The sequence below is a fragment of the Nocardioides cavernaquae genome (genome assembly GCF_003600895.1).
GTDB classification, from domain to species: Bacteria; Actinomycetota; Actinomycetes; order Propionibacteriales; family Nocardioidaceae; genus Nocardioides; species Nocardioides cavernaquae.
The window spans coordinates 912,350-936,666 of the sequence record NZ_QYRP01000002.1 but is presented as its reverse complement, the minus strand read 5'-3'; the positions used below and the strand labels follow the sequence as shown (position 1 = coordinate 936,666).

Sequence of the window (24,317 nt, the reverse complement as noted above, 5' to 3'; positions counted from 1 at the left end):
CGGACCCAGCATGAGCCCTATGCTCGGCCGGTGACGACTTCCACGGCCCCGACCTGGTTCTCCAGCCCCGCCGAAGCGGCCAGGCGCCTCGACGCGGTCGGCTACCTGACCGACACCCCCACGGCCACCACGGCCTACCTCGCCGGCGCACTCGAGAAGCCGCTGCTGCTCGAGGGCCCCGCAGGTGTCGGCAAGACCGAGCTGGCCAAGGCCGTCGCGCGGGCCACGGGTGCCGAGCTGATCCGCCTGCAGTGCTACGAGGGCCTGGACGAGGCCCGTGCGCTCTACGAGTGGAACTACAAGAAGCAGCTCCTCCGCATTCAGGCGACCAATGCGGACCAGGACTGGGAGCAGACCCACGACGACATCTTCACCGACGAGTTCCTGCTGACCCGTCCGCTGCTGACCGCGATCCGGCGCTCGGAGCCGACGGTGCTGCTGATCGACGAGGTCGACAAGACCGACGTCGAGGTCGAGGGCCTGCTGCTCGAGATCCTCTCGGACTTCCAGGTGACGATCCCCGAGCTCGGCACCGTCGAGGCGGTCCGTCGGCCGTTCGTCATCTTGACCTCCAACGCGTCGCGCGAGCTCTCCGAGGCGGTGAAGCGTCGCTGCCTCTACCTCCACATCGCCTACCCCGAAGCCGCGCGCGAGACCGAGATCGTGCGCTCGCACGTGCCCGAGATCTCCGACCGCCTGGCCGGCCAGCTGGTCGCGATGATCGGACGCCTGCGCGAGCTCGAGCTCAAGAAGGCCCCCTCGATCGCCGAGTCCGTCGACTGGGCGCGCACGCTGGTCGCCCTGCAGATCGGCAAGCTCGACGACGCCGCCGTGACGCGCACGCTCGGTGTCGTGCTCAAGCACCACTCCGACCATGAACGCGCCATCCGAGAGCTGAAGCTGGCCCGCTGATGGCGTTGCTCGATCGGCACATCGGCTTCGTGGAGGCGCTCCGCGGAGCGGGCCTCACCGTGAGCCTCGCCGAGGACATCGACGCCGCGCAGGCGCTGATGCACATCGACTTCGACGACCGCGAGACTGTCCGCGCGACGTACGCCGCGACGCTGTGCAAGCGCGACACCCACCGCCCGGGCTTCGACGCACTCTTCGACCTCTGGTTCCCCGCCCTGATCGGCGACGGCCGGCTCGGCACCCTCAACACCGAGGATGCCGAGCTCTACGACATCGCGACCAAGGAGGGCGACCGCGAGCTGCTCGTCGATGACGGCCCGGAGTCGCTGACCGAGTTCCGCGAGCAGCTGGGCGAGGCGCTCGAGGCCGACGACCGGCAGCGGATCGGCGAGCTGGCCATCTTCGGTGTCGGCACCTTCGGGTCCCTGCCCGGGCAGGGACCGGGTCGTTCGACCTGGAGCGCGTACACCGCCATGAAGCGCGTGCGCCCGGAGGACTTCGCCTTCCGGATCATGCAGGCGCTCGAGGCCAGCGGGATCGGCGAGGAGGAGGCGCGGGCCACCGCCACGCGCCGGATCGCGTCCTTCACCGGGCTGGCCGAGGCCGACGCGCTCCGACGGATCGCGCAGGAGAAGGGCGTCGAGCAGGTCGGCAGCCAGGTCGTGCCGCCGACCATCGACAAGCTCGACTTCCTCTCGATGCGCCGCACGGACATCGAGGAGATGCGGCGCCAGATCTACCCGCTGGCCCGCCGCCTCGCCACGCGCCTGACCCAGGAGCACCACGCCAAGCGGCGCGGTCCGCTGGACTTCCGGCGCACCGTGCGCGCCTCGATCTCGACCGGCGGGGTGCCGCTCACCACGCACCACAAGCCCAAGCGGCCGCACAAGACCGAGCTGGTCGTGCTCTGTGACGTCAGCGGGTCGGTGGCCAACTTCGCCTCGTTCACGCTGCTGCTGGTGTTCGCGCTGCGCGAGCAGTTCGGCAAGGTGCGCGCGTTCACGTTCGTCGACGACATCGTCGAGGTGACGGACTCGTTCGTGCCCGGCGGCGACCTGGTCGACATCATGACCGAGCTGGTCGCCCAGTCCGCCCACGCTGCGCAGTTCGGCCGGACCAACTACGGGCGTGCGTTCAAGCGCTTCCAGGAGAAGTACTCCGACGCGCTCGGCCCCAAGTCATCGCTGCTGATCCTCGGCGACGCCCGCTCCAACTACGCCGACCTGCAGATGGACGTCCTTCGCGACCTGGTGGGGAAGTCCAAGAAGCAGTGGTGGCTCAACCCCGAGGTGCGGCGCAACTGGGACACCGGCGACTCGGTCGCCAGCCGGTACGCCGACCTCGTGCCCATGGCGGAGTGCCGCAACCTCACCCAGCTGTCGGAGTTCGTGCACGACATCCTGTGACGATCAGCCGAGCCAGGCATCGCGCGCGGCAACGGCGAGGTCCGGCTGGTCGCTGAAGACCCCGTCGACTCCGGCATCGAGGAACGCCCTCGTCTCCGCGGCCAGGTCGCCGTGGGCGTTCGGGTCCGTGCCGATGCGGAAGTTCGTGGCCATGAACTGGTTCTCCGCGCGCAGCGTCCAGACGTGCACGATCAGCCCGTTCGCGTGGGCATCGCTGACCAGGGCGGAGGGCGTGGTGGTCGCCCCGCCGGTCCGCGGGAGGACGAGGTTCTTGTGGGCGCCGATCCCGTCGGCGTACGTCGCGATCCAGGCCAGGTTCGCCGGCGACGTGAGGTCGACGTACGTGCGCGGGTCGCCGCTCACGCGGAAGTCCCAGGGCTTGCCCGAGCCGTCGAGCAGCTGGGCGATCGGGGACTCGACCAGGCCGTTGAGCTCGCGCAGGTTGGCGGTCTCGAAGGACTGCAGCACGACCGCGTCGTCCGCATCGTCGAGGTCGTACTTCCGCAGCGCCTCGACCAGCGGCTCCTCGAGCGAGAGCCCGATCCCGTCGAAGTACGACGGGTGCTTGGTCTCCGGGTAGATCCCGATCGTGCGGCCGTGGCGGCGCGACTCGGCCCGCACGAGGTTGAGCACCTCCTGCAGCGTCGGCACCTCGAACCGCCCGTCGTACGCCGTGTTGGCGGGCCGCACCTGGGGCAGCCGCTCGATCGCGCGCAGCGTCTTCAGCTCGGCCAGCGTGAAGTCCTCGGTGAACCAGCCGGTCGTGGTCACGCCGTCGATGACCTTGGTGGTCTTCCGGGCCGCGAACTCCGGGTGGCCCGCGACATCGGTGGTGCCGCTGATCTCGTTCTCGTGCCGGGCGACGAGCACGTGGTCCTTGGTGGAGACCAGGTCGGGCTCGACGTAGTCGGCGCCCTGGGCGATCGCCAGGCGATACGCCGCCAGCGTGTGCTCCGGCCGGTAGCCCGATGCGCCGCGGTGGCCGATGACGACCGGGTCGGCGGTGGCTTCCGCGGAGGCGCTCGACGGGGACGCGGCGTGCGTCGTGGAGGGGGAGAGGACGAGGAGGGGCGTGGCGGCCAGCGCGACGACGGCGCCCGAGATGCGCAGCTTCATGACCCCACTCCACCCCGCAGAGATGACGTCCGGGTGGGGTTGAGGTGAATGCTCGCGGTCAGGTGGTCGTGCCCCGATAGACTGCGGATCCGACCGACGAGCTGCCAGACCGAGCGAGGTGACGGCTTGACCTTCGACGCCCACCAGCTCGACACGATTCTGCTGGCCGGCTCGGCGATCACGCTGCTCGCGATCCTTGCGGTCCGGCTGTCGGCGGGTGTCGGTCTCCCCAGCCTGCTGCTCTACCTGCTCATGGGTGTGGCTCTCGGCGAGTCGGGTCTCGGCCTGCACTTCGAGGACGCCCAGGTCGCGCACGCGCTCGGCTTCGGCGCGCTCGTGCTGATCCTGGCCGAGGGTGGTCTGACGACCCACTGGGGAGACCTCAAGCCATCGATGCGCATGGGCGTCTCGCTGGCGACCATCGGCGTCGCGGTCTCGGTGCTGGTGATGACGCTCGGCGGGCACTACCTGTTCGGGCTCTCCTGGCAGATCTCGATCCTGCTCGGAGCGGTCACGTCGGCCACCGATGCGGCGGCCGTGTTCAGCGTGCTCCGCGTCGTACCCCTTCCCAAGCGGCTGACCGGAGCGCTCGAGGCCGAGTCGGGCCTCAACGACGCCCCGACCGTGGTCCTCGTCGTCCTGATCTCGTCCGGTGCGGCGATGGAGCACGGGCTGCTGGCGATGGCCGGCCTGATCGTCTACGAGCTCGCGGTCGGCGTCGTGCTCGGTCTCGCGGTCGGCTTCCTCGGTGCGTGGACGCTCGGCCGGTCCGCGCTCCCGGCATCGGGCCTGTATCCCCTTGCCGTGCTCGCCTTCTGCGTCCTGGCCTACGGCACCGGCGCCGCGATCCACGCCTCCGGCTTCGCCGCCGTCTACGTCGCGGCGCTCGTCCTCGGCAACTCCGACCTGCCCCACCGGGCGACCACGCGCTCCTTCTCGGAGGGCATCGCGTGGCTGGCACAGATCGGCCTCTTCGTGATGCTCGGCCTGCTGCTGTCCCCGGCCCGGATCGACCTGTCGATCGTGGCCCTCGCGCTGGGCGCTGGACTCCTGCTGACCTTCGTCGCCAGACCACTGTCGGTGTTCGCGAGTGCGGTGGTCAGTCCGTTGCCACGCCGCGAGCTGGCCTTCCTGTCCTGGGCAGGCCTGCGCGGCGCCGTGCCGATCGTCTTCACCACGATCCCCCTGGCCGACGGCGTCGACGGGGCGGAGCAGCTCTTCGACATCGTCTTCGTGCTGGTCGTCGTCTTCACGATGCTGACCGGGCCGACCCTGCCCCGCATGGCGCGGTTCCTCGGCGTCGCCCGGCGCTCCGAGCCGCGCGAGCTCGGCATCGAGGCCGCGCCGCTCGAGCGCATCGCGGCCGACCTGCTCCAGGTGCACATCAGCAGCAAGTCGCTGATGCACGGCGTCGAGGTCGGCGAGCTCCGCCTGCCCCAGGGGGCGTCGATCTCGCTGATCATCCGCAACGGGGAGTCCATCGTCCCGGAGCGGCGCACGGTGCTGCGCCACGGCGACGACCTTCTCGTCGTGACGCCGCGCAAGCTCCGGACGGCGACCGAGGAGCGGTTGCGCGTCGTGTCGCGCTCCGGCCGCCTCGCCCAGTGGTTGAGCAGCGACCCACGCAAGGGCCCGGCTCCCGTCGAGGAGTGACCTACTGCAGGACCGGCGGGCCGCAGATGTAGGCCTGCTCCTCGGCCACGAGCGACTCGACGGGCGCGCTCATCCGCCTCATGTTGTCACCGATGACGACCACGACGCCGTCGCCGAGCTGATCGTGACCAGCGACGATCTGCGTGCCGGCACCGAACTGCTTCGCGACCAGCAGCGCCGCCGGGTTGACCGAGTCGGCCCAGATCTCGACACCGCGCACCCCGCCGGCAACGCTCGTGTTGCCGGTGTCGCCAGCGACGAACCCACGCTTCTCGAGCCTCTTCATGGTGGCGCTCGCCGTGCCGGACTTCTGGCCCGCGTTGAAGACGCTGACCAGGATGTCGCGGGTGTGCAGCGTCTGACCCGCCTCCACCCGGGTGTCGACACACGCCGAGTCATCGGCGTACGACGCGAGGTCGGGGAAGCTCTGCCGCACCCAGTGCAGGCCGAGGAAGAGCATCACGAGGGTGATCAGGACCAGCGTGATCATGGTCGGACCCGAGGTGTCCTTGTGGTCCGTGTCGGTGGCCATTCAGTCCTCCAGGACGAGCACACGGGCGTGGATGACGTGGCGCTGCTGGAGAGCCGCCCGCAGTGCGCGGTGCAGGCCGTCCTCGAGGTAGTAATCGCCCTGCCACTGCACGACATGCGCGAACAGGTCGCCGTAGAAGGTGGAGTCCTCATCGAGCAACGAGGTCAGCTTGAGGGTGTCCTTGGTCGTGACGAGCTGGTCCAGACGCACCTGACGCGGCGGCACCTGGCTCCAGGCGCGGGAGGTCGTCCCGTGCTCGGGGTAGGGGCGGCTCTCGCCGACGCGCTTGAAGATCACGCCGCCGATCTTAGGGCAGCGCGGCCGGGGCGAGGCCCGGTCCGGCTATTGCAGTTGCCACAGAAGCGGACGGTCCGGACAATCGAGGACATGCCCACTTCCGGTCACTTCGCCGCGTTCCTGCTCGCGTCGCTCATCTTCATCCAGGTGCCCGGACCTTCTTTGCTCTTCACGATCGGTCGGGCGCTGACGGTCGGCCGCCGCGACGCGCTCCTCTCGGTCGTCGGCAATGCCCTCGGGCTGCTCGGCCAGGTGCTCGGAGTGGCGCTGGGACTTGGGGCGCTCGTGGCCACGTCGGCCGCGGCGTTCACCGCGCTCAAGCTGGCCGGCGCGGCCTACGTCGTCTATCTCGGCATCCAGGCGATCCGGCACCGCGGTGATGCGCGTGCCGCGATGCTGGGCGGGGCCGAGGCTGCCGTGCGTGGCATGTCGACCTGGGGCTCGATCAGGACCGGCGCGATCGTCGGAGTGACCAACCCCAAGACCATCGTCTTCTTCGCCGCCTTCCTGCCCCAGTTCGTCTCTCCGTCGGGGTCAGCTGGTCTTCAGCTGGTCTTCCTCGGCCTGGTCTTCTCGGTCCTCGCGATCGCGTCCGACTCGGTCTGGGTCTTCGCGGCCAGCCGTGCCCGGGAGTGGTTCGCCCGGGAGCCGCAGCGGTTGGACCGCCTCGGTGCGACCGGTGGCGTGATGATGATCGGCCTCGGCGCCACCCTGGCGACCACCGGCACCTCGTCGCACTAGGCGCCGAACCCGCACGCGTGTGTCGCCAAGACCCCCGTGCTGGTTCGCGGCGGACCCTGCCGCAGCGAGGGATCCGCGATTACGCTGCGCGCATGACCGAGACGCCCGCGGCTGACGCACCCGCTCCTGACGCGCCCGCTGCTTCTGCTCCCGCAGCCGAGGCTGCACCTGCGCCGGCGCCGGCGCCGTCCGAAGCGCCCGCTCTCTCCAACGCGATCGCGGAGGCCGTCCGTCCGGGCTACACCTTCGAAGGCGCCGCCCTCGAGCTCGGCGGGCTGATGCTCAACGCCGACGAGCTCTCCGACGTCCACATCCGGATCCCGCTCGGCATGCTCAACCGCCACGGCCTCGTCGCGGGCGCGACCGGCACCGGCAAGACCAAGACCTTGCAGCTGCTGGCCGAGCAGCTCAGCGACAACGGCGTGCCCGTGTTCGCGGCCGACATCAAGGGCGACCTCTCCGGCCTCTCGGTGCCCGGTGCGGGCGGCGAGAAGATCCAGGCGCGCGCGAAGTCGGTTGGTCAGGAGTGGACCGCCCAGGGATTCCCGACGGAGTTCTTCGCGCTCGGGGGCGACGGCATCGGCGTACCCCTTCGGGTCACCATGGAGTCCTTCGGCCCCGTGCTCCTCAGCAAGGTGCTCGGGCTGAACGAGACCCAGGAGTCGAGCCTCGGGCTGGTCTTCCACTACGCCGACAAGGCCGGCCTGCCGCTGGTGGACCTCGCCGACCTGCGCGAGGTCGTCAAGTTCCTGACCAGCGACGAGGGCAAGCCGTCGCTCAAGGAGCTCGGCGGACTCTCCGCGGCAACCGCGGGCGTGATCCTCCGTGAGCTGATCGGCTTCTCCGACCAGGGTGCCGACGCGTTCTTCGGTGAGCCGGAGTTCGCGGTGACGGACGTCCTCCAGGTGCGCGACGGCAAGGGCGTCATCTCCCTCGTCGAGCTGCCCAACCTCCAGGACCGTCCGGCGCTCTTCTCGACGTTCCTGATGTGGTTGCTCGGCCAGCTCTTCCGTGAGCTCCCGGAGGAGGGCGACCTCGACAAGCCGAAGCTCGTCTTCTTCTTCGACGAGGCCCACCTGCTCTTCGCCGATGCCAGCAAGGCGTTCCTCGAGCAGATCGCGCAGACCGTCCGGCTGATCCGGTCCAAGGGGGTCGGCGTCTTCTTCGTGACGCAGTCGCCGACCGATGTGCCCGACGAGGTGCTCGCCCAGCTCGGCTCCCGGATCCAGCACCAGCTCCGGGCGCACACGCCCAACGACGCGAAGGCGCTCAAGCAGACCGTCAACACCTACCCCAACAGTGCGTACGACGACCTCGGCGAGGTCATCACGTCGCTCGGCATCGGTGAGGCCGTCGTGACCGTCATGAACGAGAAGGGCGCGCCGACCCCGGTCGCCTGGACCCGGCTGCGCGCTCCCGAGTCGCTCATGGGTCCCGCCGAGACCTCGGCCATGGAGGCAGCAGTCAAGGCCAGCGCGCTGTATGCGAAGTACGCCGAAGTCGTGAACTCCGAGTCTGCCGCCGAGAAGCTCGGGAAGGCTGCCGAGCAGACCGCCAAGGTGGAGGCGGAGCGGGCTCAGTCCGAGCAGAAGCGCGCAGAGGCGCCCACTGCAAAGGAGACCGGGTCGCCGGGCAAGCGTGGCCGGAGTGGTGCCATCGCAGACGCGGCCTGGAGCAGCGCCGATGACATCGCTGCCGCACTTGCTCCCCGTGGCAAGAAGCAGCTCGCTCGCAACGTCACGAACATCCTCAAGGGAGTGTTTGGCCGCCGCTGAGCGGACCGCGTCATTCCGCAGGATCGAGCCAGGCGAGCTGCACCTGCCTGGCCGCTCGGCCGGTGACGAGGAGTCCCCGACCGGGCGGTTGCGGCGCGGCACGGTGCGGCCCGGCGAGCGGGCCCTCCTCGGGTGGCCCGTCGAGGAGCAGGACCGGCGCACGGCTGTCGCGGAGGATCCGGAGGGTGGGCTCGTGCTGGGCCCGCGCGGCCCCGTGCGCCCGCCGGGTCACCACCAGGTGCAGGCCGATCTCGGGTGCGTGCGGCAGCAGGTCGTGGAGGGGCATCAGTGCCGCGCCGGCCGTGAGCAGGTCGTGGTCGTCGACGAGCAGCCAGACCTCGGGCCCCGTCCACCAGCTGCGGGCCCGGAGCTCTGCCCGGCTGACGTCGGGCCGTGGCTGTCGGCCGCGGAGCACCTCGGCCAGGTCCGTCATCGCCGACGTGATCGCGTCGGGGGTCGCCACATGGTCGAGCAGATGGCGCTCGGGCACCTCGCCCAGCAGTGATCGGCGCGGATCGACCACCACGATCCGCGCCTCCTCGGGCTCGTGCGTGCGGACGACCTCGCTGGCGATGGTCCGGAGCAGCGCACTCCTTCCGGATCCGCTGTCGCCGTAGACGATCAGGTGGGGGAGCTCGGCGGGAGTGAACCTGAGGGGTGCCAGGTCCTCGCCGACGCCGAGGGTGAGGGTGTCTGCGGAACCTGGGGCGTGCTCGTGGAGGAGCCGCGCGAGGTCGACCTGAGAGGGCAGGTCGACCAGCGGAGGTGCATCCGGTCCCCGCCAGGCCTCGCGCACCCGTGCGGTGAACTCGCCAGGATCACCGGGATGGGCGGCGAGGAAGTGGTGACCGCCGGGAGCGAGCCCTCGCCCGGGCTCGACCGGCACCAGGCAGGCCAGCTGGCGGCCGTGCCCGGACTCCGACGGGTCGCCGAGGCGGAGCTCGAGCCGGGTGCCGATGACGTCGCGCAACGCCGGGCGCAGGTCACCCCACCGCGTCGCCGAGACGATCAGGTGGACGCCCGAGGAGAGCGACCGTTGAGCGAGCGCGGCCAGGTCGGCCTCCAGGTCCGGGAAGAGCTCGCGGACACCACCCCAGCCGTCGATGACGAGGAACAGCTCGGACGGGTTGTCGCCATCTGCCCGCGTGATCGCCTCGGAGAGGATGCGGCGGACGCGTTCGGGCTGCCGGCGATCCGCCGTGGCGATGACATGGGGAAGGCCGGAGAGCGAGGTCAGGTCACCCCCGGCCAGGTCGACCAGGAGGAACTGCGTCTCTGCAGGCGTGCCGGTCAGAGCAAGCCCGGTGACCAGCGTGCGCAGGAGGGTGCTGGTGCCCGATCGTGGTGCGCCGACGACCGCAGCATGGCCAGTGGCGCCGTCGAGCCGGACCACGAGCGGTTCATGACGCTGCTCCCGCGGGCGATCGACGACGCCGATGGGGAAGGTCCGCGGGCCAACGCTGCGCCACGCCGGCGAGACCAGCCCGAGGTCGGGGTCCGCGGCAACATCGGGCACCAGCGCCGTCAGCGGGACCGTGCCGCGGAGCGGCGGGAGCCAGATGCGGTGGGCTCGGCGGTCCTCCCCTGCCTGCTCGGATGCCGCGGCGACGGCGGAGTCGAGGAAGGAAGGGGCGGGCTGGCCCGGCATGGCCGGCGGATCAGGTGCGACCACTGGCGCCGCCGTGAACGGCAGCACGCGCGGCGGGGTCGTGTCGCGCGGTGCGACCGGAGAGGAGACATGAGCGGCGCGGAACCTCACCAGAGCCCCCGGGCCGGTCGAGAGGTAGCCGACACCCGGCGTGCGTGGCAGGTCGTGCGCGTCAGTGACGCCGATCGCTGCGCGGGACTCGGCCGCGGAGAAGGTGCGGAGCGCGATCCGGAATCCGAGGTGCGCCTCGAGTCCGCGCAGGCGGCCTTCGTCGAGGCGCTGGGTGGCCAGCAGGAGATGGATGCCGAGCGAGCGACCCAGTCGGCCGATGCCGGCGAAGAGCTCGGCCAGCTCGGGACGGGTGGTCAGCAGCTCGGAGAACTCGTCGATGACGACGAGGAGGGCTGGCAGCGACGGGAGGTCCGCGCGGGAGGCGCGCGCGGCGTCGAGGTCGCGGAGCGAGGCGAAGTCACCGGCCGCACGGAGGACCTCCTGGCGGCGGACCAGCTCACCCGCGAGCGCATCGTGCATGCGGTCGACGAGCGCGAGGTCGTCGCTCAGGTTGGTGATCAGGGCAGAGGTGTGGGGGAGGGTGCCCAGACCGGCGAAGGTGGCCCCACCCTTGAAGTCGACGAGGACCAGGTTGAGCTCCTCCGGCGGGTGGACGAGCGCGAGAGCGACGGTCAGCGTGCGCAGCAGCTCGGACTTGCCCGATCCGGTGGCGCCCACCACCAGCCCATGGGGTCCGTCGCCTCCCTCTGCCGACTCGCGGAGATCGAGGAGGAGCGGCGCGCCGGAGTGGGTCACTCCGATCGGCACCCGGAGCCGCTGCCGCGAACCGGCATCTGCGCGGAGGAGGTCCGCCAGGGTGTCGGGGGAGCCCGCCGTCTGCGGGTGCCGTGAGCTGAGCCGACGGGCGATGACCTCAGCTGTCGCCACGCTGCACCGGTCGGGCGCTGTGGCCAGTGGTGCGGCTTCGGCATTGATCTCGATCACCGAGTGGGAGCTCATCCGCCCCAGCAGGGTCGTCACGTCCTGGTCATGCGGGACGCCGTCGAGGACCATCACCAGATGCCCCGGATCGCTCGACGCGAGAGCGAGGGCGGACGGGTCGGTGGCGATGAGGCGGGCCGGCCCGGTCTCGTCGTCCTCGCTGAGGGAGCCGGCGTGAGGCAGCCACTTGGCCCACTCCCACCGGCCGAGCAGCTCGGGGCTGGCGAGCACGGCGATCCGCAGGCGGCCGGGGCCGTAGCGCGCGGCAGCCGAGCAGACGAGTGCCCGGGCCCCAGATCGGTCGACCTCGATCCGTCGGAGCGCATCGAGGTCGACGGTCACGGGCAGGTCGGGCTGGGTCCGGTGAAGGTGGAGGAGCCGCTCGAGCGCCGTCGCGGCGACGGGATCCGGCGGCTCGCCCGGAGTCCGCTCGGGCGGGACCAGGAGCAGGTCGAGCGGGCGGCTGCCCAGCCCGACGCGCACCGGCAACGGGCCGGCCCCGGCTGCCGCCGGTGCGGTCGGGGCCCGAGTCAGGAAGGGCAGGGCCGACGGATCGGGGAACGCCGCGATCAACGAGGCACGCTGCAGTGCCGCTGCCTCGCGCACCGTCTCCCGGATCCCACCGAGGTAGTCGAGGTAGTCGCTCCGGGATCCGCCCCGCTGGAGCTGCTGCTGCCGTCGCTGCCGGTCGAGCTGCACGAGGACGAACCCGACCGTGGTCACCAGGACGACGCCGGCGGCGAGCAGGCTGCGGGTCCGCAGAGTGCCGCTCGCACCCATGCCCATGCTCGCGACCAGCGCGACCGAGGCGACGCCACCGAGCGCGGGCAGCGCCAGGAGCAGCGCGGAGCCGCTCCCCTCGCGCGGCCGCAGGGCCGGAGGCGGGGAGAGGCGGAGCGTTTCCGGGGACATGCCGACGACGGTAGGTCGACGTACGGACATCTGGGGAGGGCTACCTCCCGGGCCTGTGGACAACCGGGTTTGGGTGGCGTGGATGAAGGGGAGTCACCGAGTACGACGCCGCGACCGCTGGCGTGGAAAGGGATGACCATGAGCAACATGGCTGGACTGAGCAAGACCGACGACGTCCTCGTCGCGGCTGCTGCCGACGTCGCGCGCACGCGCGCCGATCTCACCGGTGACCTCAGTGGGCTGAGGACGCGACTCGAGCAGCTCTCCGGGCAGTGGGAGGGCCAGGGGGAGCGTGCGTTCCGCGGCGCGATCGAGGCATGGCAGCGCAGCGCCGACCAGGTGATCGCCGCGCTCGACGGATTCGAGTCACAGCTCCGGGCGACCGAGGGCACCTATGCAGAAACCGACGGTGGCGTTGCCGCTGCGCTCAATCGCTATGCCGGGCTGCTGGGCTGAGGGGCTGGGATCATGACTGGGACACTCAAGGTCGGGTACGCCGCACTCGGCGACGCCGGCGCGGGGCTCCGTTCAGCGGCCGCAGCCATCGAGGAGCAGCTGACCGGTCTCGAGCAGCGCATGCAGGGTCGCGCGCCGGACTGGACCGGTGCCGCCTCCGAGTCATTCACGCAGGCGCGCCTGCAGTGGGGCGCTGCGATGCGTGACATGAAGGAGGTGCTGCAGGCGATTGGTCAGGCCGTCGACGGTGCGGCGGACGACTACCGGGCGGCGGAGACCGCCAACGCCCGAAGGTTCGGCGGCTGAGAGATGGGGCAGCTGGTGCGGGTCACGGTCGCAGGGGCAGAGGGTCGGGCCGACCTGGCAGTGCCCGGCACGCTGGCCGTCGCTGAGCTGCTCCCGGACCTGGCGGCCGCGGTGGGGCTGCAGGAGCCATCCGGATCGGCCCGGGCGCATCGGTTGGTCGATCCAGCCGGGAAGGTGCTCCGTGCGGAGGCTGGGCTCGAGGCCCAGGGAGTGCGGGACGGGCAGGTCCTGTCGCTGGTCCCCGATGACGACCTGGCGCGGACCCGCTTCGATGACCCGGTCGAGGAGATGGCCGACGCCGTCGTGCAGACCTGTCTGCCGTGGCACCAGGCGCTTGCGCGCCCAGCCGCCCTCGCGACGGGAGCGCTCGCCCTGGCGATCGGGCTCGCTGCCCTGCTGCTCGGTGCTGTGGCGTGGACGGGTGCCGCGGCGCTCGCGGTGTCATCCGTCCTCGTGGTGGCGGCCGCGGCGCTCGATCGCCGACGCCAGGAGGGCCTGGTGGCTCTCCTGGCCGGATGGGCGGGCATCGCCTACGCGGCTGCAGGGGGCCAGCTGATCGGCGGTGCTGCCCTCGCGGGTGCCGCTGCGTGCATCGCAGGTGGGCTCCTCACGCGTGCGCTCACCGACCGGTGGTTGCTGGTCCTTCCCGCGGTCGTTGCCGGCGGTGTGCTCAGCGCCCTGGGTGCCCTGGAGGCGCACACGTCGCTCGACACCGGTTTCCTGGCTGCGGTGGCGCTCGCGGCCACGGTCGTCGTTGCGCCGGGGTTGCCGCGGGTGGCCCTGACGATCGCGGAGAGCGGCCTGGCGTCCGGGGACCGGTCGCCCGGCCTTGCCGCGACAGTGGCGACGGGGCACGACATCCTCCGCGCCCTCCAGGCGACCACCGGACTGCTCGCCCTGGTCCTCATCCCGGCGGCGGTGCGGACTGGCTGGGCGGGCGCACTCCTGGCCGTCACCGCCGCGCTGCTCCCGATCGTCCGTGCGCGGCATCACCACAGCGCCGCGGAGGTGCTGCTCGGCCTCGGGTTCGGAGTTGCCGGGCTGGCCGTCGCAGGCGGCTCGGCGCTGCTCTTCTGGCCGGCCTGGGCGGCGTACCTCGGAGTGGCTGCGGCGCTGATCGGCCTGTTCGTTCCGGTCCACGTCCTGTGCGACCGCGGCAGTTCTCCGCGGATGGCGCTGGCGCTGGACCAGGCGGAGGCATGGCTGATGATCGCGCTGCTCCCGCTCCTGGTGGTCAGCGCGGGCGTGCTCGACGTCGTGCGGACGCTGCCTCTTCGATGAGCCCGTCTCTCCGCTGGGGCTGCGCAGGATCAGGCCGCGCGGGGCAACTAGGCTCGGGCACCATGAGCGGCAAGGTGATGGCGGCACGCGCGGCAGGACTGAGCGCCGGCTTCGCTCTCGACCTCGCGTTCGCCGATCCGCGGCGCCACCACCCGGTCGCGCTCTTCGGCACCCTCGCCCGGCGACTGGAGCACGGCGTCTACGCCGACTCGCGAGCTCGCGGTGCCGCCTACTCCGCTGCCCTCGTCGGTGGCACCACCGCCGCGACCCTCGGCGCGCGTGCCGGTCTCCAGCGCCTCCCTGGCGTCGGGCCCGTTCTCGCCGAGCTCGGACTCACCACGGCGACGACCTTCATCGCGCTCGGCGGCACCTCCCTGGTCCGGGAGGGCGACGCCATGGCTGGCCTGCTCGACGGAGGCGACCTGCCCGGCGCCCGTCAGCGGCTCTCCCACCTCTGCGCACGCGATGCCTCGAACCTCAGCGAGCCGGACCTGGCCCGGGCAACGGTCGAGTCGATCGCCGAGAACACCTCCGACGCCGTGGTCGCACCGCTCCTCTGGGGCGGGTTGCTGGGCGCTCCCGGCCTGCTCGGCTACCGCGCTGCAAACACCCTCGACGCGATGGTGGGCTACCGGTCGCCGCGGTATGAGCAGTTCGGCTGGGCGAGCGCGCGCCTGGACGACTGGCTCAACCTGGTCCCTGCGCGCATCGCTGCCTTCCTCGTCTTCATCGTCACGGGTCGCCGCGAGGCGCTCACGACGTGGCGCCGCTATGCGCGACTCCACCCCTCGCCCAACGCCGGCCCGGTGGAGGCGGCGTACGCAGGGGCGCTGGGGGTGCGACTCGGTGGCAGCAACACCTACGAGGGCGTGACCGAGCAGCGCGGCGTACTCGGCGACGGGCGCGAGGTCGCCGTTGCCGACGTCGCTCGCGCCAACCGGCTCTCGCGCCAGGTGTCGTCGGCGGCACTGTTCACTGCGGCCGGGCTGGCGCTCACCATCGGCGCGAGCCGGGGAGCGCGGCGATGAAGGGCCTCCTGATTGCCGGCACGACCTCGGATGCCGGCAAGAGCCTGGTGACCGCGGCCGCGTGCCGGCTCTTCGCGCGCAACGGGGTGCGGGTCGCGCCGTTCAAGAGCCAGAACATGAGCAACAACTCGATGGTCTGCGCGGACGGCGCCGAGATCGGCCGGGCCCAGTGGCTGCAGGCGATCGCAGCGCGCGTCGAGCCCGAGGCGGCCATGAACCCGGTGCTGCTCAAGCCCGGCTCCGACCGCCGCAGCCACATCGTGCTGATGGGACAGCCGGCGGGCACGCTCGAGTCGGGCGAGTTCGCCACCGGCCGGCGCCATCTCGCCGCGGCCGCGTTCGAGGCGTTCCGCGATCTCGCCAGCCGCTACGACGTGATCCTGGCCGAGGGCGCCGGGTCTCCGGCCGAGGTCAACCTGCGCGGCGGCGACTACGTGAACATGGGGCTGGCCCGCGAGGTCGGCCTCCCGGTCGTGGTGGTCGGTGACATCGACCGGGGCGGCGTGCTCGCGGCGATGTACGGCACGCTCGCGCTGCTCGACCCCGAGGACCAGGCGCACCTCAAGGGCTGGATAGTGAACAAGTTCCGCGGCTCGCTCGACCTCCTGCGGCCCGGGCTCGTCACGCTCGAGGAGCGCACCGGGCGGCCCGTGCTCGGCGTGCTCCCGTGGCTGCCCGACCTGTGGCTCGACGCGGAGGACGCGCTCGCGATCGGCGGCTGGAGCAAGGACACCCGCAGCGGACCGAAGCTGACGGTGGCGGCGGTGCGGTTCCCCCGGATCTCCAACGCGACCGACATCGACGCGCTCGCCGCCGAGCCCGGCCTCGACGTCTCCTTCACCGTCCGCGGCGGCGACCTGGCCGACGCTGACCTGGTCGTCCTTCCCGGTTCACGCGCGACGATGTCCGACCTGGCCTGGCTGCGCGAGCGCGGACTCGACGAGGTGATCGCGAAGCGGGTCGCGGACGGCCGTCCTGTCCTCGGCATCTGCGGCGGCAACCAGATGCTCGCCCAGGTGATCGAGGACCCGAACGGCATCGAGGGCGGAGGCACCGTTGCGGGCCTGGGCCTGCTGCCGACGCGAGTGCTCTTCGGCGCCGACAAGCTGCTCGGCCGCCCGACCGGCGAGTGGCGCGGACAGCCGGTCACGGCGTACGAGATCCATCACGGCGTCACCACGCTCACGTCCGGGGGAGATGCCGAGGAGTTCCTCGACGGGTTCACCTCCGGCTCCGTCTGGGGGACGACGTGGCACGGCGCCTTCGAGAACGATGGTTTCCGGCGTGCGTTCCTGACCGAGGTCGCGCAGCGTGCGGGCTCGTCGTGGCAGCCCGTGCCCGACGCCGCTGGCTATGCGGACCGGCGGGAGCAGATGCTGGACCGGCTCGCGGATGCACTCGATGACAACGTCGGGTTCACGTCGCTGATGGACCTGTGCGAGCAGGCGGGAGGCACCTCATGACCGAGCACCTCAGGAACAGGGTGATCGTGGTCGGCATCGGTGTCGACGGCTACGACGGGCTGGCGCCCTCCGCGCGCACCGCGATCGACGAGGCGGGCGTGGTCATCGGCGGCGCCCGCCAGCTCGAGCTGCTGCCCGCCAGCGTGACCGCGCAGCGCGTCACCTGGCCGACGCCCTTGCGCCCCGCCGTGCGACAGCTGGTCGAGGCACATCGCGACGCCGGTCTGGTGGTCCTCGGTTCCGGCGACCCCATGCACCACGGCATCGGCCGGACGCTCATCGACGAGCTGGGCCAGCCCAACGTGAAGGTCATCCCGCACCCTGGTTCGGTCTCGCTCGCCTGTGCCCGCATGGGCTGGGCGGTCGAGTCGACGCCCGTGGCTTCGACGCTGACCGCTCCGCTGGCCGCCGTGCTGCGTCACGCAGGCCAGGGTCGGCGCCTGCTCGTCCTCAACCGCGACGCCGGCACACCCGCAGCGCTTGCCGGGCTGCTGACCGAGGCGGGCTTCGGCGGTTCCCGGATCACGGTCCTGTCCGACCTCGGCGGTCGCGAGCGCAGCCTGCGCGGGTTCGCCGACCAGGTGGACTACTGGGGCAGCCAGGCGGTGGGTGGGGTCAGCGTGAGCGCGGTCGAGTTCGCCGGCGCGCCCTCCCTGCCGGAGACCCACGGGCTGCCCGACGAGGCCTTCGCGAGCGATGGCCAGCTGACCAAGCGCCACGTCCGCGCACTCACCCTGTCGACGCTCGCACCCCGCCCTGGTGAGCTGCTCTGGGACATCGGCGGCGGGTCGGGCTCGATCGCCATCGAGTGGCTGCGCGCCCACCCGTCGATGCGGGCGGTCTGCGTCGAGAAGGACCCGGTTCGTGCGGAGCGCATCGTCGCCAACGCCGCGGCACTCGGCGTACCCGCGCTCGAGGTGGTGACCGGCGGCGCGCCCGAGGCGATGGCCGGTCTGCCGACCCCGGACGTCGTCTTCGTCGGCGGTGGGCTGACCGCGGACGGTGTGTTCGACGCGTGCTGGGCGGCGTTGCCGGCCGGCGGTCGGTTCGTGGCCAACGCCGTCACGCTCGAGTCGCAGGCGCTGGTCACCCGGCTCCGCGCCGAGCGCGGCGGCGAGCTCGTGAAGATCGATGTGGCGCGCTCGACTCCGGTCGGCGCGTTCACCGGATGGCGCGCGGCCATGACCGTGGTGCAGTGGAGCGCCGAAAAGGGAGCGAAGTGACAACCGTATTTTTCGTCGGTGCTGGACCCGGTGCCCCGGACCTGATCACTGTGCGCGGCCTGCGCCTGCTGCAGTCCGCCCGCGTCGTGATGTACGCCGGTGCGCTGGTCCCCGAGGAGCTCCTCGCCGAGGTGCCCGCCGACGCCAGGCGCGTCGACACGCAGCACCTGACACTGGAGCAGATCACCGCCGAGTACGCCGCGGCGCGCGACGCCGGCCTGGACGTCGTGCGGCTGCACTCGGGTGACCTGTCGATCTACTCGGCCGTCGCCGAGCAGGTCCGTCGACTGAACGAGCTCGGCATCGGTTCCACGATGGTGCCGGGTGTCCCGGCCTTCGCGGCCGCGTCGGCTGCGCTCGGTCTAGAGCTCACAGTCCCCGAGGTCAACCAGTCGGTCGTGCTGACCCGGCTGTCTCGGGAGGCAAGCAAGATGCCGCCGCGCGAGACGCTCGACAACCTCGGCAAGGCCGGTGCGCTGATCGTGCTCCACCTCGCCACGCACCTGGTCGACGAGGTCGTGCGCGAGCTGCTTCCCAACTACGGTCTCGACTGCCCGGCTGCTGTCGTCTTCCAGGCCTCGCAGCCCGACCAGGTGATCCTGCGCGGCACGCTCGGCGACATCGCACAGCAGGTGAAGGACGCCGGCCTCAAGCGGTCGGCCGTCATCATGGTCGGCCGGTCGCTCGCCGCCGAGGGCTTCCGCGACTCGCACCTCTACAGCTGCGACCGGGACCGCTCGTTGAGCTGACCGCTCAGGACTGAGCCCGGCTGCGCGGCTCGCAGCGGCCCACGATGGTGCCGGCGCGGTCGATGCAGATCACGTCGACGACGACGGGCGCCTCACGCAGCACGGCGAGCGCCTCGGATGCCGCAGCCGAAGCCACCAGGTCGGCGAGCGGCACGGACGAGGCCTGGGCCCGGTGCAGCGCCTCGAGGCCGGTGTTGCAGTCGGTCAGGTCGAGCGCGAAACCTGCGGCAGCTGCCAGTGAGGTCAGGTGCGCGACCGACACCTGAGAGCGCCCCGAGTGCAGGTCGAGATGGCCGGCGGCGAGCTTGGAGAGCTTCGCGAAGCCGCCGACGATGGTGAGCCGGTCGATCGGGTGCCGGCGGAGGTACTTCAGGACCGCTCCGGCGAAGTCGCCCATGTCCAGCAGTGCATCATCGGGCAGGTCATAGGTCGACACGGCAACCTTCTCCGAGGTCGACCCCGTGCACCCGGCGACGTGGGTGTGGCCGGCCGCCCTGGCGACGTCGATGCCGCGGCGGATCGAGTCGATCCAGGCTGAGCAGGAGTAGGGCACGACGACGCCGGTCGTGCCCAGCACGGAGAGCCCCCCGAGGATGCCCAGGCGCGGGTTCCAGGTCTTGGTGGCGAGCAGCTCGCCGTGGTCGATCGAGATCTCGACGACGACGTCGCCGGCGTCCCCGTGTGCCGCGGCGACTGCGGCGACATGCTCGGCGATGAACTGCCGCGGCATCGGGTTGATCGCGGGTTCGCCGACCGCGAGCGGCAGTCCGGGCTTGGTCACGGTGCCGACACCGGGACCCGCCACGTAGGTCACGCCGGAGCCCGGCGCGCCGCGGCGTACCGTCGCGCGGACCAGCGCGCCGTGGGTGACGTCGGGGTCGTCGCCGGCGTCCTTGACGATGCCGGCCATCGCCCACCGGTCGCTCGGACCGGTCGACACGGCCTCGACGGCGAGCGCGAAGGCGGGGGAGGCCGTCGGGAGGTTGATGGTGACCGGATCGGGGAACTCGCCGGTCAGCAGCGCGGTGTACGCCGCAGTGGTCGCGGCCGTCGCGCAGGCGCCTGTCGTCCAGCCGGAGCGCAGTCCGGTGCGCTCGAGCTGGGCCGGGCGCCCGCTCGGGGACGACTGCTCGCTGGTCACGCGGACATTGTTGCCCACCGGTGCCCCGACCAATTACTACCTAACTGTAGTAATTGGTCGCGAACTCCCTTATCGTCGGTGCATTGACCCACGGGAGGGACCTCATGGAGATGAAGGACAAGACCACGCCGGAGTCCGACTGGGACCCGATCGCCCACCATCACGCGCCGGGGTGGATGACGGTCGCGGTGATCCTGGGCATTCCGTACCTCGTGGCCGGGTTGCTGTACATGAACTCGCACGCGTCCTCGATCGAGCTGCTGACGCCCTTCGGTGCGATCGACTATCTCGCGCAGATCTTCCTCTGGCCGCTGTACATGATCGGCCTGCTTCCGTTCTGAGGCGCCTCGACGCGGCATGATGGCGCGGGTGAGGATCCTGCTGCTGGGCGGCACCACCGAAGCCCGTGAACTCGCCCCCCGACTGACTGCCCTCGGCTTCGATGTCGTCTCGTCCCTTGCCGGCCGCGTTGCCGAGCCGGTGCTGCCCGCGGGCGACGTGCGGATCGGGGGGTTCGGCGGCTCCGCCGGCCTCGCGGCGTACCTCCGCGACGAGAAGGTCGACGCGGTCGTCGACGCGACGCACCCCTTCGCCGAGCACATCAGCGCCAACGCGTACGCCGCGGCGCGCGACGTCGGCGCGCACCACCTGCTGCTGCGCCGGCCCGGATTCATCCTGCATCCGGAGTTCGAGGTGGTCCCGGACGTGCACCACGCGGCAGCCGCGATCGAGCCCGGTGCCCACGTCTTCCTGACGATCGGGCGGCAGCACGTGGCCGCCTTCGCGCACGTGGATGCGCGATTCCTGATCCGGGCGATCGACCCACCGACGGTGCTGCCGCACCACCACGTGCTCCTGCTCGACCGGGGTCCGTTCGCGCTCGAGGACGAGGTCGAGCTGATGCAGCGCCATGGCATCGACACCCTGGTCACCAAGGACTCGGGCGGGTCCGCCACCGCAGCCAAGCTGGACGCAGCCGCTCAGCTGGGCATGCGCGTGATCGTCATTGCCCGGCCGCCGGTGCCCGAGGGCGCCGACATGATCGGTGAGGTCGAGGCTGCCGTCGACTGGGCAGCCCGCCTGCTCTGATCAGTCGGGGTAGCGGCGCGGAGTCCAGACGACGGTCTCGCCGGTCGCGCGGGCAACCATCTGTGTCTGGCTCGAGCCGACCAGGATCAGCGTCCGCATGTCGATGACCTCGGGATCCATCTCGCCGAGCTCGACGATGCGGATCACCTCGGTCGGCCCGCCGACGTCACGGGCCAGCACCACCGGGGTGTTCGGCTTGCGGACCTCGAGCAGCAGCTCCTTGAGCGCGACGACCTGGTGCCGGCGCTCCTTCGAGGCCGGGTTGTAGATCGCGAGCACGAGATCGGCCTCCGCGGCGGCGCGGATGCGCTGGGCGATGACGTCCCACGGCTTGAGCCGGTCACTCAGGGAGATCGTGGCGTAGTCGTGACCGAGGGGTGCGCCGACGCGGGAGGCGGCTGCGTGCGCGGCGGTCATGCCGGGCAGGACCTTCACCTCGATGTCGGAGTACTGCTCCTCGCAGGCCACCTCGAGCACCGCTGTGGCCATCGCGAAGACCCCCGGGTCGCCGGAGCTGACGACGACGACGTTGCGTCCTTCGCGCGCCAGCGAGAGCGCGAACTCGGCCCGTTCCGACTCGACCTTGTTGTCGGAGAGGTGGCGGACCTGACCGGGACGTTCCGGCACCCGCTTCACGTACGTCGTATAGCCGACGAGGTCATCCGCAACGGAGAGTGCCCCCTTCGCCTCAGGCGTCAGCCACATCGGGCCGGCCGGGCCGGTGCCGATGACCGTGACCTTCCCAGCAGGCTTGTCGAGCGCCGAAGTAGCGACGTCTCGACGTCCGTGGTTGGGCACGTGCATGCCGGCGACCTTGGAGGGGAGGACGGCCATCGAGAAGTACGGAACGCTCTCGGGGTCGACGTCGGCCAACTTCTCGACCCGCTGCTCAGGCATCGTCGCCCGCTCGACGTACCAGGCGTCGTCGAGGCGTCCGGCCTTCTCGAGGGCCTCGCGGATCGCGGGGAACGTGCGGCCCATCTTGAGGATCACGGCCGAGTCGGTGGAGGCCAGCCGTGCGGCGAGCTCCTCCATCGGCAGCGTGCCGGGGAGGACGGTGAGCACCTCGCGGTCCTCCGTGAGCGGTACGCCGAGCGCGGCGACGGAGGCCTGGATCGACGAGACGCCGGGGATGGTCTCGGTCGGGTAGCGGTGCGCGAGGCGCTTGTGCATGTGCTGGTACGACGAGTAGATCAGCGGGTCGCCCTCGGAGAGGATCGCAACCGAGCGACCTGCATCGAGGTGGGCTGCCAGCCGAGCCGCGGCCTCCTCGTAGAACTCCTCGATCGCGCCGCGGTAGCCCCCCGGGTGATCGGTGGTCTCCGTGGTCAGCGGATAGACCAGGTGCTCCTCGATGTGGTCCTCGCGGATGTGCGCGGCGGCGATGCGACGCGCGTTGGAGCGGCCGTGCTTCGCGGAGTGGTAGGCGACGACATCGGCGGCCTCGATGACCTCGACCGCGCGCAGCGTCATCAGCTTCGGGTCGCCGGTGCCGAGGCCCACGCCGTAGAGATGACCCGGTTCGATCGCGGAGTGGGTCATCGCATGATCTCCTGCTCGGTCGCCAGCGCGTTGAGGGCGGCAGCGGTGATCGCGGAGCCGCCGCGACGGCCGTGCACGACGATCCAGTCGAGGCCGAGGTTGCTCTCGGCGAGCGCGACCTTGGACTCGACCGCGCCGACGAATCCCACCGGGATGCCGATGATCGCGGCGGGCTTGGGGGCGCCGGCGGCGATCATCTCGAGCAGGTGGAAGAGCGCGGTGGGGGCATTGCCTATCGCGACGACAGAGCCCTCGAGCTTGTCGCGCCACAGCTCCAGCGCGGCAGCGGACCGCGTCGTACCCAGCTCCTTGGCGAGCGCGGGGACCGCGGGGTCCCGCAGGGCGCAGAGCACCTCGTTGTCCTTCGGCAGCCGGGCACGGGTGACGCCCGAGGCGACCATGTTGGCGTCGGTGAGGATCGGCGCGCCGGCGTTCAGTGCCTCGCGCGCGGCCGTGACCAGCCCGGGCGTGTGGGCGACGTCGGCGGCGAGGTCGACCTGGCCGCACGCGTGGATCATGCGTACGACGACCTGGGCGGTGTCGGCGTCGAACCGGGACAGGTCAGCCTCGCGACGGATGGTCGCGAACGACTCCGCGTAGATCGCGTTGCCGTCCTTCTCGTACTGCATCACAGCTCCTGGATCTGGTAGCCGTCACCGGTGGCGACGGCCGAGAGGTGGGGTCCGGTCGGGTGGCCGCAGCGGCGGTCGCAGCCGGAGACGTGGAGGCGCGCGCCCGGGGTGGCCAACGTCGGATCTGTGGCCAGGGTGAGGGCGTCGGTGCGTACGTCGGCCAGCGCCTTGCCGCAGCCGGGCCGGCCGATGCAGGCGGTGACCGGGGCGAGCGGGTCGGCGTCGTCGAGCAGGAATCCGTGCGACGCGAGGACGTCGATGGCGTCCGGGGTCGGGCCGATCAGGACGACCGAACGCCACGGCGTCAGCCGGATCGCGCCGGCCGCGTCCGCGGGGACGAGAGCCGCGATCGCGCGCCAGGCCTCTGCCGGTGCGCTGCCGAGGAGAACCCCCGCGACGACCGTGGACCCGTGATTGCCCAGCCCCGCCGCCTCCCCCGCCGAAAGGTCAAGATTGGTGTGCCCAGAGGTCAGGTCTGGCGCGCCGAGAGTTGGACCGGGGCGCCCCGGAGCCAACTCCACCAGCGCAGCATCCGGAAGGTCGCTGACCCGCCAGGCTGTCGGGCCGTGCTCGGCACGGAGCGCGAGGAACCGGTGGGCGGCGCCTATCAGCAGGTCAACGGCCAGATCGGTCGGGGCGGCAACGGCCGTGGGCTGGCCTGCGATGGCGAGGCGGACCGTGTCGCCCGCCTCGACGATGACGGCAACGTCGGGCTTCAGCGCCAGGACATCGCCTGTCCCGTTGTCGATGCCGAACAAGAAGCGCCCCGACAGGGCAACCAGTGCTTCGTCCTCGAGGAGCGCTGCATCGAGCTCGGAGAGCAAGCTCTCGATGTCGGGTCCGACCACTCCGGACAGCGGCGAGGCGACGACGTTGCGCACGCGGTCGTGGCTGACCGACGGCAACAGGCCCGCGGCGTACAGGGCATCGGCGACGTCCTGGCCACACCCGGAGCCGAGCCCGCGCAGCTGCACGTTGCCGCGTGAGGTCAGGTAGAGGTGTCCGTCGCCCGCGGACTCCGCGAGATCAGCCAGCGCAACCAGCTGCGCCGGCGAAACCCGCCCACCCGGGATGCGCACCCGCGCGACGTACCCGTCGTCGGCGGCGTGGAGGCGCACGGCACCGGGGCAGCTGTCGTCGCTGCTCGGGCGGTCAGGGGAGGGGATCACGATCGACAAGGCTACGTCCTCGGGCGCGGGCCGCGCTCAGCCTGCAGCAGCGCTGGTACGCGGGGGCGGAGCGACTGCCATCTGGTGACGGTCTGAGGCCCGCCCGCGCCCGGTTTATGCTCGTCGGGCGTGCGCCCGTCCGGGTGCCCGCCCGAAGTTGAAGGTGACACGCGGAGGAAGCCGGTGTGATTCCGGCACGGTCCCGCCACTGTGTACGCCGCGTGAGCAACGCGGCCGAGTCAGGAACTCCCGT

Annotated in this window: 22 protein-coding genes and 1 riboswitch; of the genes, 14 read left to right on the top strand and 8 right to left on the bottom strand. The window is 71.4% G+C overall.

Translation table 11 applies throughout. The features are described from left to right. The first annotated feature begins 30 nt into the window (after positions 1–30). Together D4739_RS04650 and D4739_RS04645 are read left to right on the top strand one after the other, a co-directional pair. Complete coding sequence (locus D4739_RS04650; protein ID WP_120059478.1) at positions 31–912, top strand: AAA family ATPase; 882 nt, start codon at positions 31–33, stop codon at positions 910–912. Beyond that, a complete protein-coding gene (locus tag D4739_RS04645; RefSeq protein WP_120059477.1) occupies positions 912–2,318 on the top strand; it encodes a vWA domain-containing protein in 1,407 nt (468 codons plus the stop codon). The genes D4739_RS04650 and D4739_RS04645 overlap by 1 nt, the downstream gene beginning before the upstream one ends. A gap of 3 nt (positions 2,319–2,321) precedes the next feature. Here D4739_RS04645 and D4739_RS04640 read toward each other — a convergent pair whose 3' ends face one another. Further along, entirely contained in the window at positions 2,322–3,434 is a 1,113-nt protein-coding gene (locus D4739_RS04640) for a glycerophosphodiester phosphodiesterase (RefSeq protein WP_120059476.1), read from the bottom strand. A gap of 126 nt (positions 3,435–3,560) precedes the next feature. On the opposite strand from D4739_RS04640, the gene D4739_RS04635 reads away from it, so the two are divergent. Continuing rightward, a complete protein-coding gene (locus D4739_RS04635; RefSeq protein ID WP_238473524.1) occupies positions 3,561–5,087 on the top strand; it encodes a potassium/proton antiporter in 1,527 nt (508 codons plus the stop codon). Position 5,088: 1 nt separating this feature from the next. On the opposite strand, the gene D4739_RS04630 is transcribed toward D4739_RS04635, so the two are convergent. Both D4739_RS04630 and D4739_RS04625 read right to left on the bottom strand, forming a co-directional pair. Next, on the bottom strand, positions 5,089–5,619 hold the full coding sequence (locus D4739_RS04630; protein ID WP_120059474.1) for a LytR C-terminal domain-containing protein: 531 nt from the start codon (positions 5,617–5,619) through the stop codon (positions 5,089–5,091). Continuing rightward, a complete protein-coding gene (locus tag D4739_RS04625) occupies positions 5,620–5,916 on the bottom strand; it encodes a type II toxin-antitoxin system VapB family antitoxin (protein ID WP_120059473.1) in 297 nt (98 codons plus the stop codon). Positions 5,917–6,006: 90 nt separating this feature from the next. On the opposite strand from D4739_RS04625, the gene D4739_RS04620 reads away from it, so the two are divergent. Next, positions 6,007–6,657, top strand: coding sequence for a LysE family translocator (locus D4739_RS04620; protein ID WP_120059472.1), 651 nt, complete (start codon positions 6,007–6,009; stop codon positions 6,655–6,657). 92 nt (positions 6,658–6,749) lie between these two features. Continuing rightward, entirely contained in the window at positions 6,750–8,432 is a 1,683-nt protein-coding gene (locus tag D4739_RS04615) for a helicase HerA-like domain-containing protein (protein ID WP_120059471.1), read from the top strand. Between the two features lie 10 nt (positions 8,433–8,442). Here D4739_RS04615 and eccCb read toward each other — a convergent pair whose 3' ends face one another. After that, complete coding sequence (gene eccCb / locus D4739_RS04610; RefSeq protein ID WP_238473523.1) at positions 8,443–11,985, bottom strand: type VII secretion protein EccCb; 3,543 nt, start codon at positions 11,983–11,985, stop codon at positions 8,443–8,445. Between the two features lie 138 nt (positions 11,986–12,123). Here eccCb and D4739_RS04605 point away from each other — a divergent pair, with 138 nt between their 5' ends. The 7 genes from D4739_RS04605 (at position 12,124) to cobM (ending at position 18,491) form a co-directional block, all read left to right on the top strand. Next, entirely contained in the window at positions 12,124–12,441 is a 318-nt protein-coding gene (locus tag D4739_RS04605) for a WXG100 family type VII secretion target (protein WP_182920314.1), read from the top strand. 12 nt (positions 12,442–12,453) lie between these two features. Next, complete coding sequence (locus tag D4739_RS04600) at positions 12,454–12,747, top strand: WXG100 family type VII secretion target (protein WP_120059468.1); 294 nt, start codon at positions 12,454–12,456, stop codon at positions 12,745–12,747. A gap of 3 nt (positions 12,748–12,750) precedes the next feature. Then, entirely contained in the window at positions 12,751–14,028 is a 1,278-nt protein-coding gene (locus D4739_RS04595) for an EsaB/YukD family protein (RefSeq protein WP_120059467.1), read from the top strand. A gap of 62 nt (positions 14,029–14,090) precedes the next feature. Beyond that, positions 14,091–15,056: a cobalamin biosynthesis protein gene (locus D4739_RS04590; protein WP_238473522.1), complete on the top strand. Its 966-nt coding sequence runs from the start codon at positions 14,091–14,093 to the stop codon at positions 15,054–15,056. After that, complete coding sequence (locus tag D4739_RS04585) at positions 15,053–16,519, top strand: cobyric acid synthase (RefSeq protein WP_120059466.1); 1,467 nt, start codon at positions 15,053–15,055, stop codon at positions 16,517–16,519. The genes D4739_RS04590 and D4739_RS04585 overlap by 4 nt, the downstream gene beginning before the upstream one ends. Then, on the top strand, positions 16,516–17,742 hold the full coding sequence (gene cbiE / locus D4739_RS04580; RefSeq protein WP_120059465.1) for a precorrin-6y C5,15-methyltransferase (decarboxylating) subunit CbiE: 1,227 nt from the start codon (positions 16,516–16,518) through the stop codon (positions 17,740–17,742). The genes D4739_RS04585 and cbiE overlap by 4 nt, the downstream gene beginning before the upstream one ends. Then, positions 17,739–18,491: a precorrin-4 C(11)-methyltransferase gene (gene cobM / locus D4739_RS04575; protein ID WP_238473521.1), complete on the top strand. Its 753-nt coding sequence runs from the start codon at positions 17,739–17,741 to the stop codon at positions 18,489–18,491. The genes cbiE and cobM overlap by 4 nt, the downstream gene beginning before the upstream one ends. Before the next feature lie 4 nt (positions 18,492–18,495). On the opposite strand, the gene D4739_RS04570 is transcribed toward cobM, so the two are convergent. Then, on the bottom strand, positions 18,496–19,632 hold the full coding sequence (locus D4739_RS04570; protein WP_120061730.1) for a cobalt-precorrin-5B (C(1))-methyltransferase: 1,137 nt from the start codon (positions 19,630–19,632) through the stop codon (positions 18,496–18,498). Positions 19,633–19,715: 83 nt separating this feature from the next. Between D4739_RS04570 and D4739_RS04565 the strand changes: the two genes are divergently transcribed. Continuing rightward, positions 19,716–19,973 carry a hypothetical protein gene (locus D4739_RS04565; protein WP_147384805.1) on the top strand — a complete coding sequence of 86 codons (258 nt, stop codon included), beginning with the start codon at positions 19,716–19,718 and terminating at the stop codon, positions 19,971–19,973. Positions 19,974–19,992: 19 nt separating this feature from the next. Beyond that, positions 19,993–20,721: a cobalt-precorrin-6A reductase gene (locus D4739_RS04560; RefSeq protein WP_120061729.1), complete on the top strand. Its 729-nt coding sequence runs from the start codon at positions 19,993–19,995 to the stop codon at positions 20,719–20,721. Here the strand turns inward: D4739_RS04560 and cobJ are convergent, their stop codons facing one another. Genes cobJ through D4739_RS04545 form a run of 3 tightly spaced genes read right to left on the bottom strand, consistent with a single transcriptional unit; the run spans position 20,722 to position 24,064 of the window. Beyond that, the gene (gene cobJ, locus D4739_RS04555) at positions 20,722–22,263 is read right to left on the bottom strand and encodes a precorrin-3B C(17)-methyltransferase (RefSeq protein WP_120059462.1); all 1,542 of its coding nucleotides are present in this window, start codon (positions 22,261–22,263) and stop codon (positions 20,722–20,724) included. Then, positions 22,260–22,892, bottom strand: coding sequence for a precorrin-8X methylmutase (locus tag D4739_RS04550; RefSeq protein ID WP_220699229.1), 633 nt, complete (start codon positions 22,890–22,892; stop codon positions 22,260–22,262). Before D4739_RS04550 ends, cobJ begins: the two co-directional genes overlap by 4 nt. Then, positions 22,892–24,064: a precorrin-3B synthase gene (locus tag D4739_RS04545; RefSeq protein WP_182920313.1), complete on the bottom strand. Its 1,173-nt coding sequence runs from the start codon at positions 24,062–24,064 to the stop codon at positions 22,892–22,894. The genes D4739_RS04550 and D4739_RS04545 overlap by 1 nt, the downstream gene beginning before the upstream one ends. Positions 24,065–24,237: 173 nt before the next feature. Then, positions 24,238–24,313: riboswitch (cobalamin riboswitch) on the top strand. Positions 24,314–24,317 lie beyond the last annotated feature (4 nt).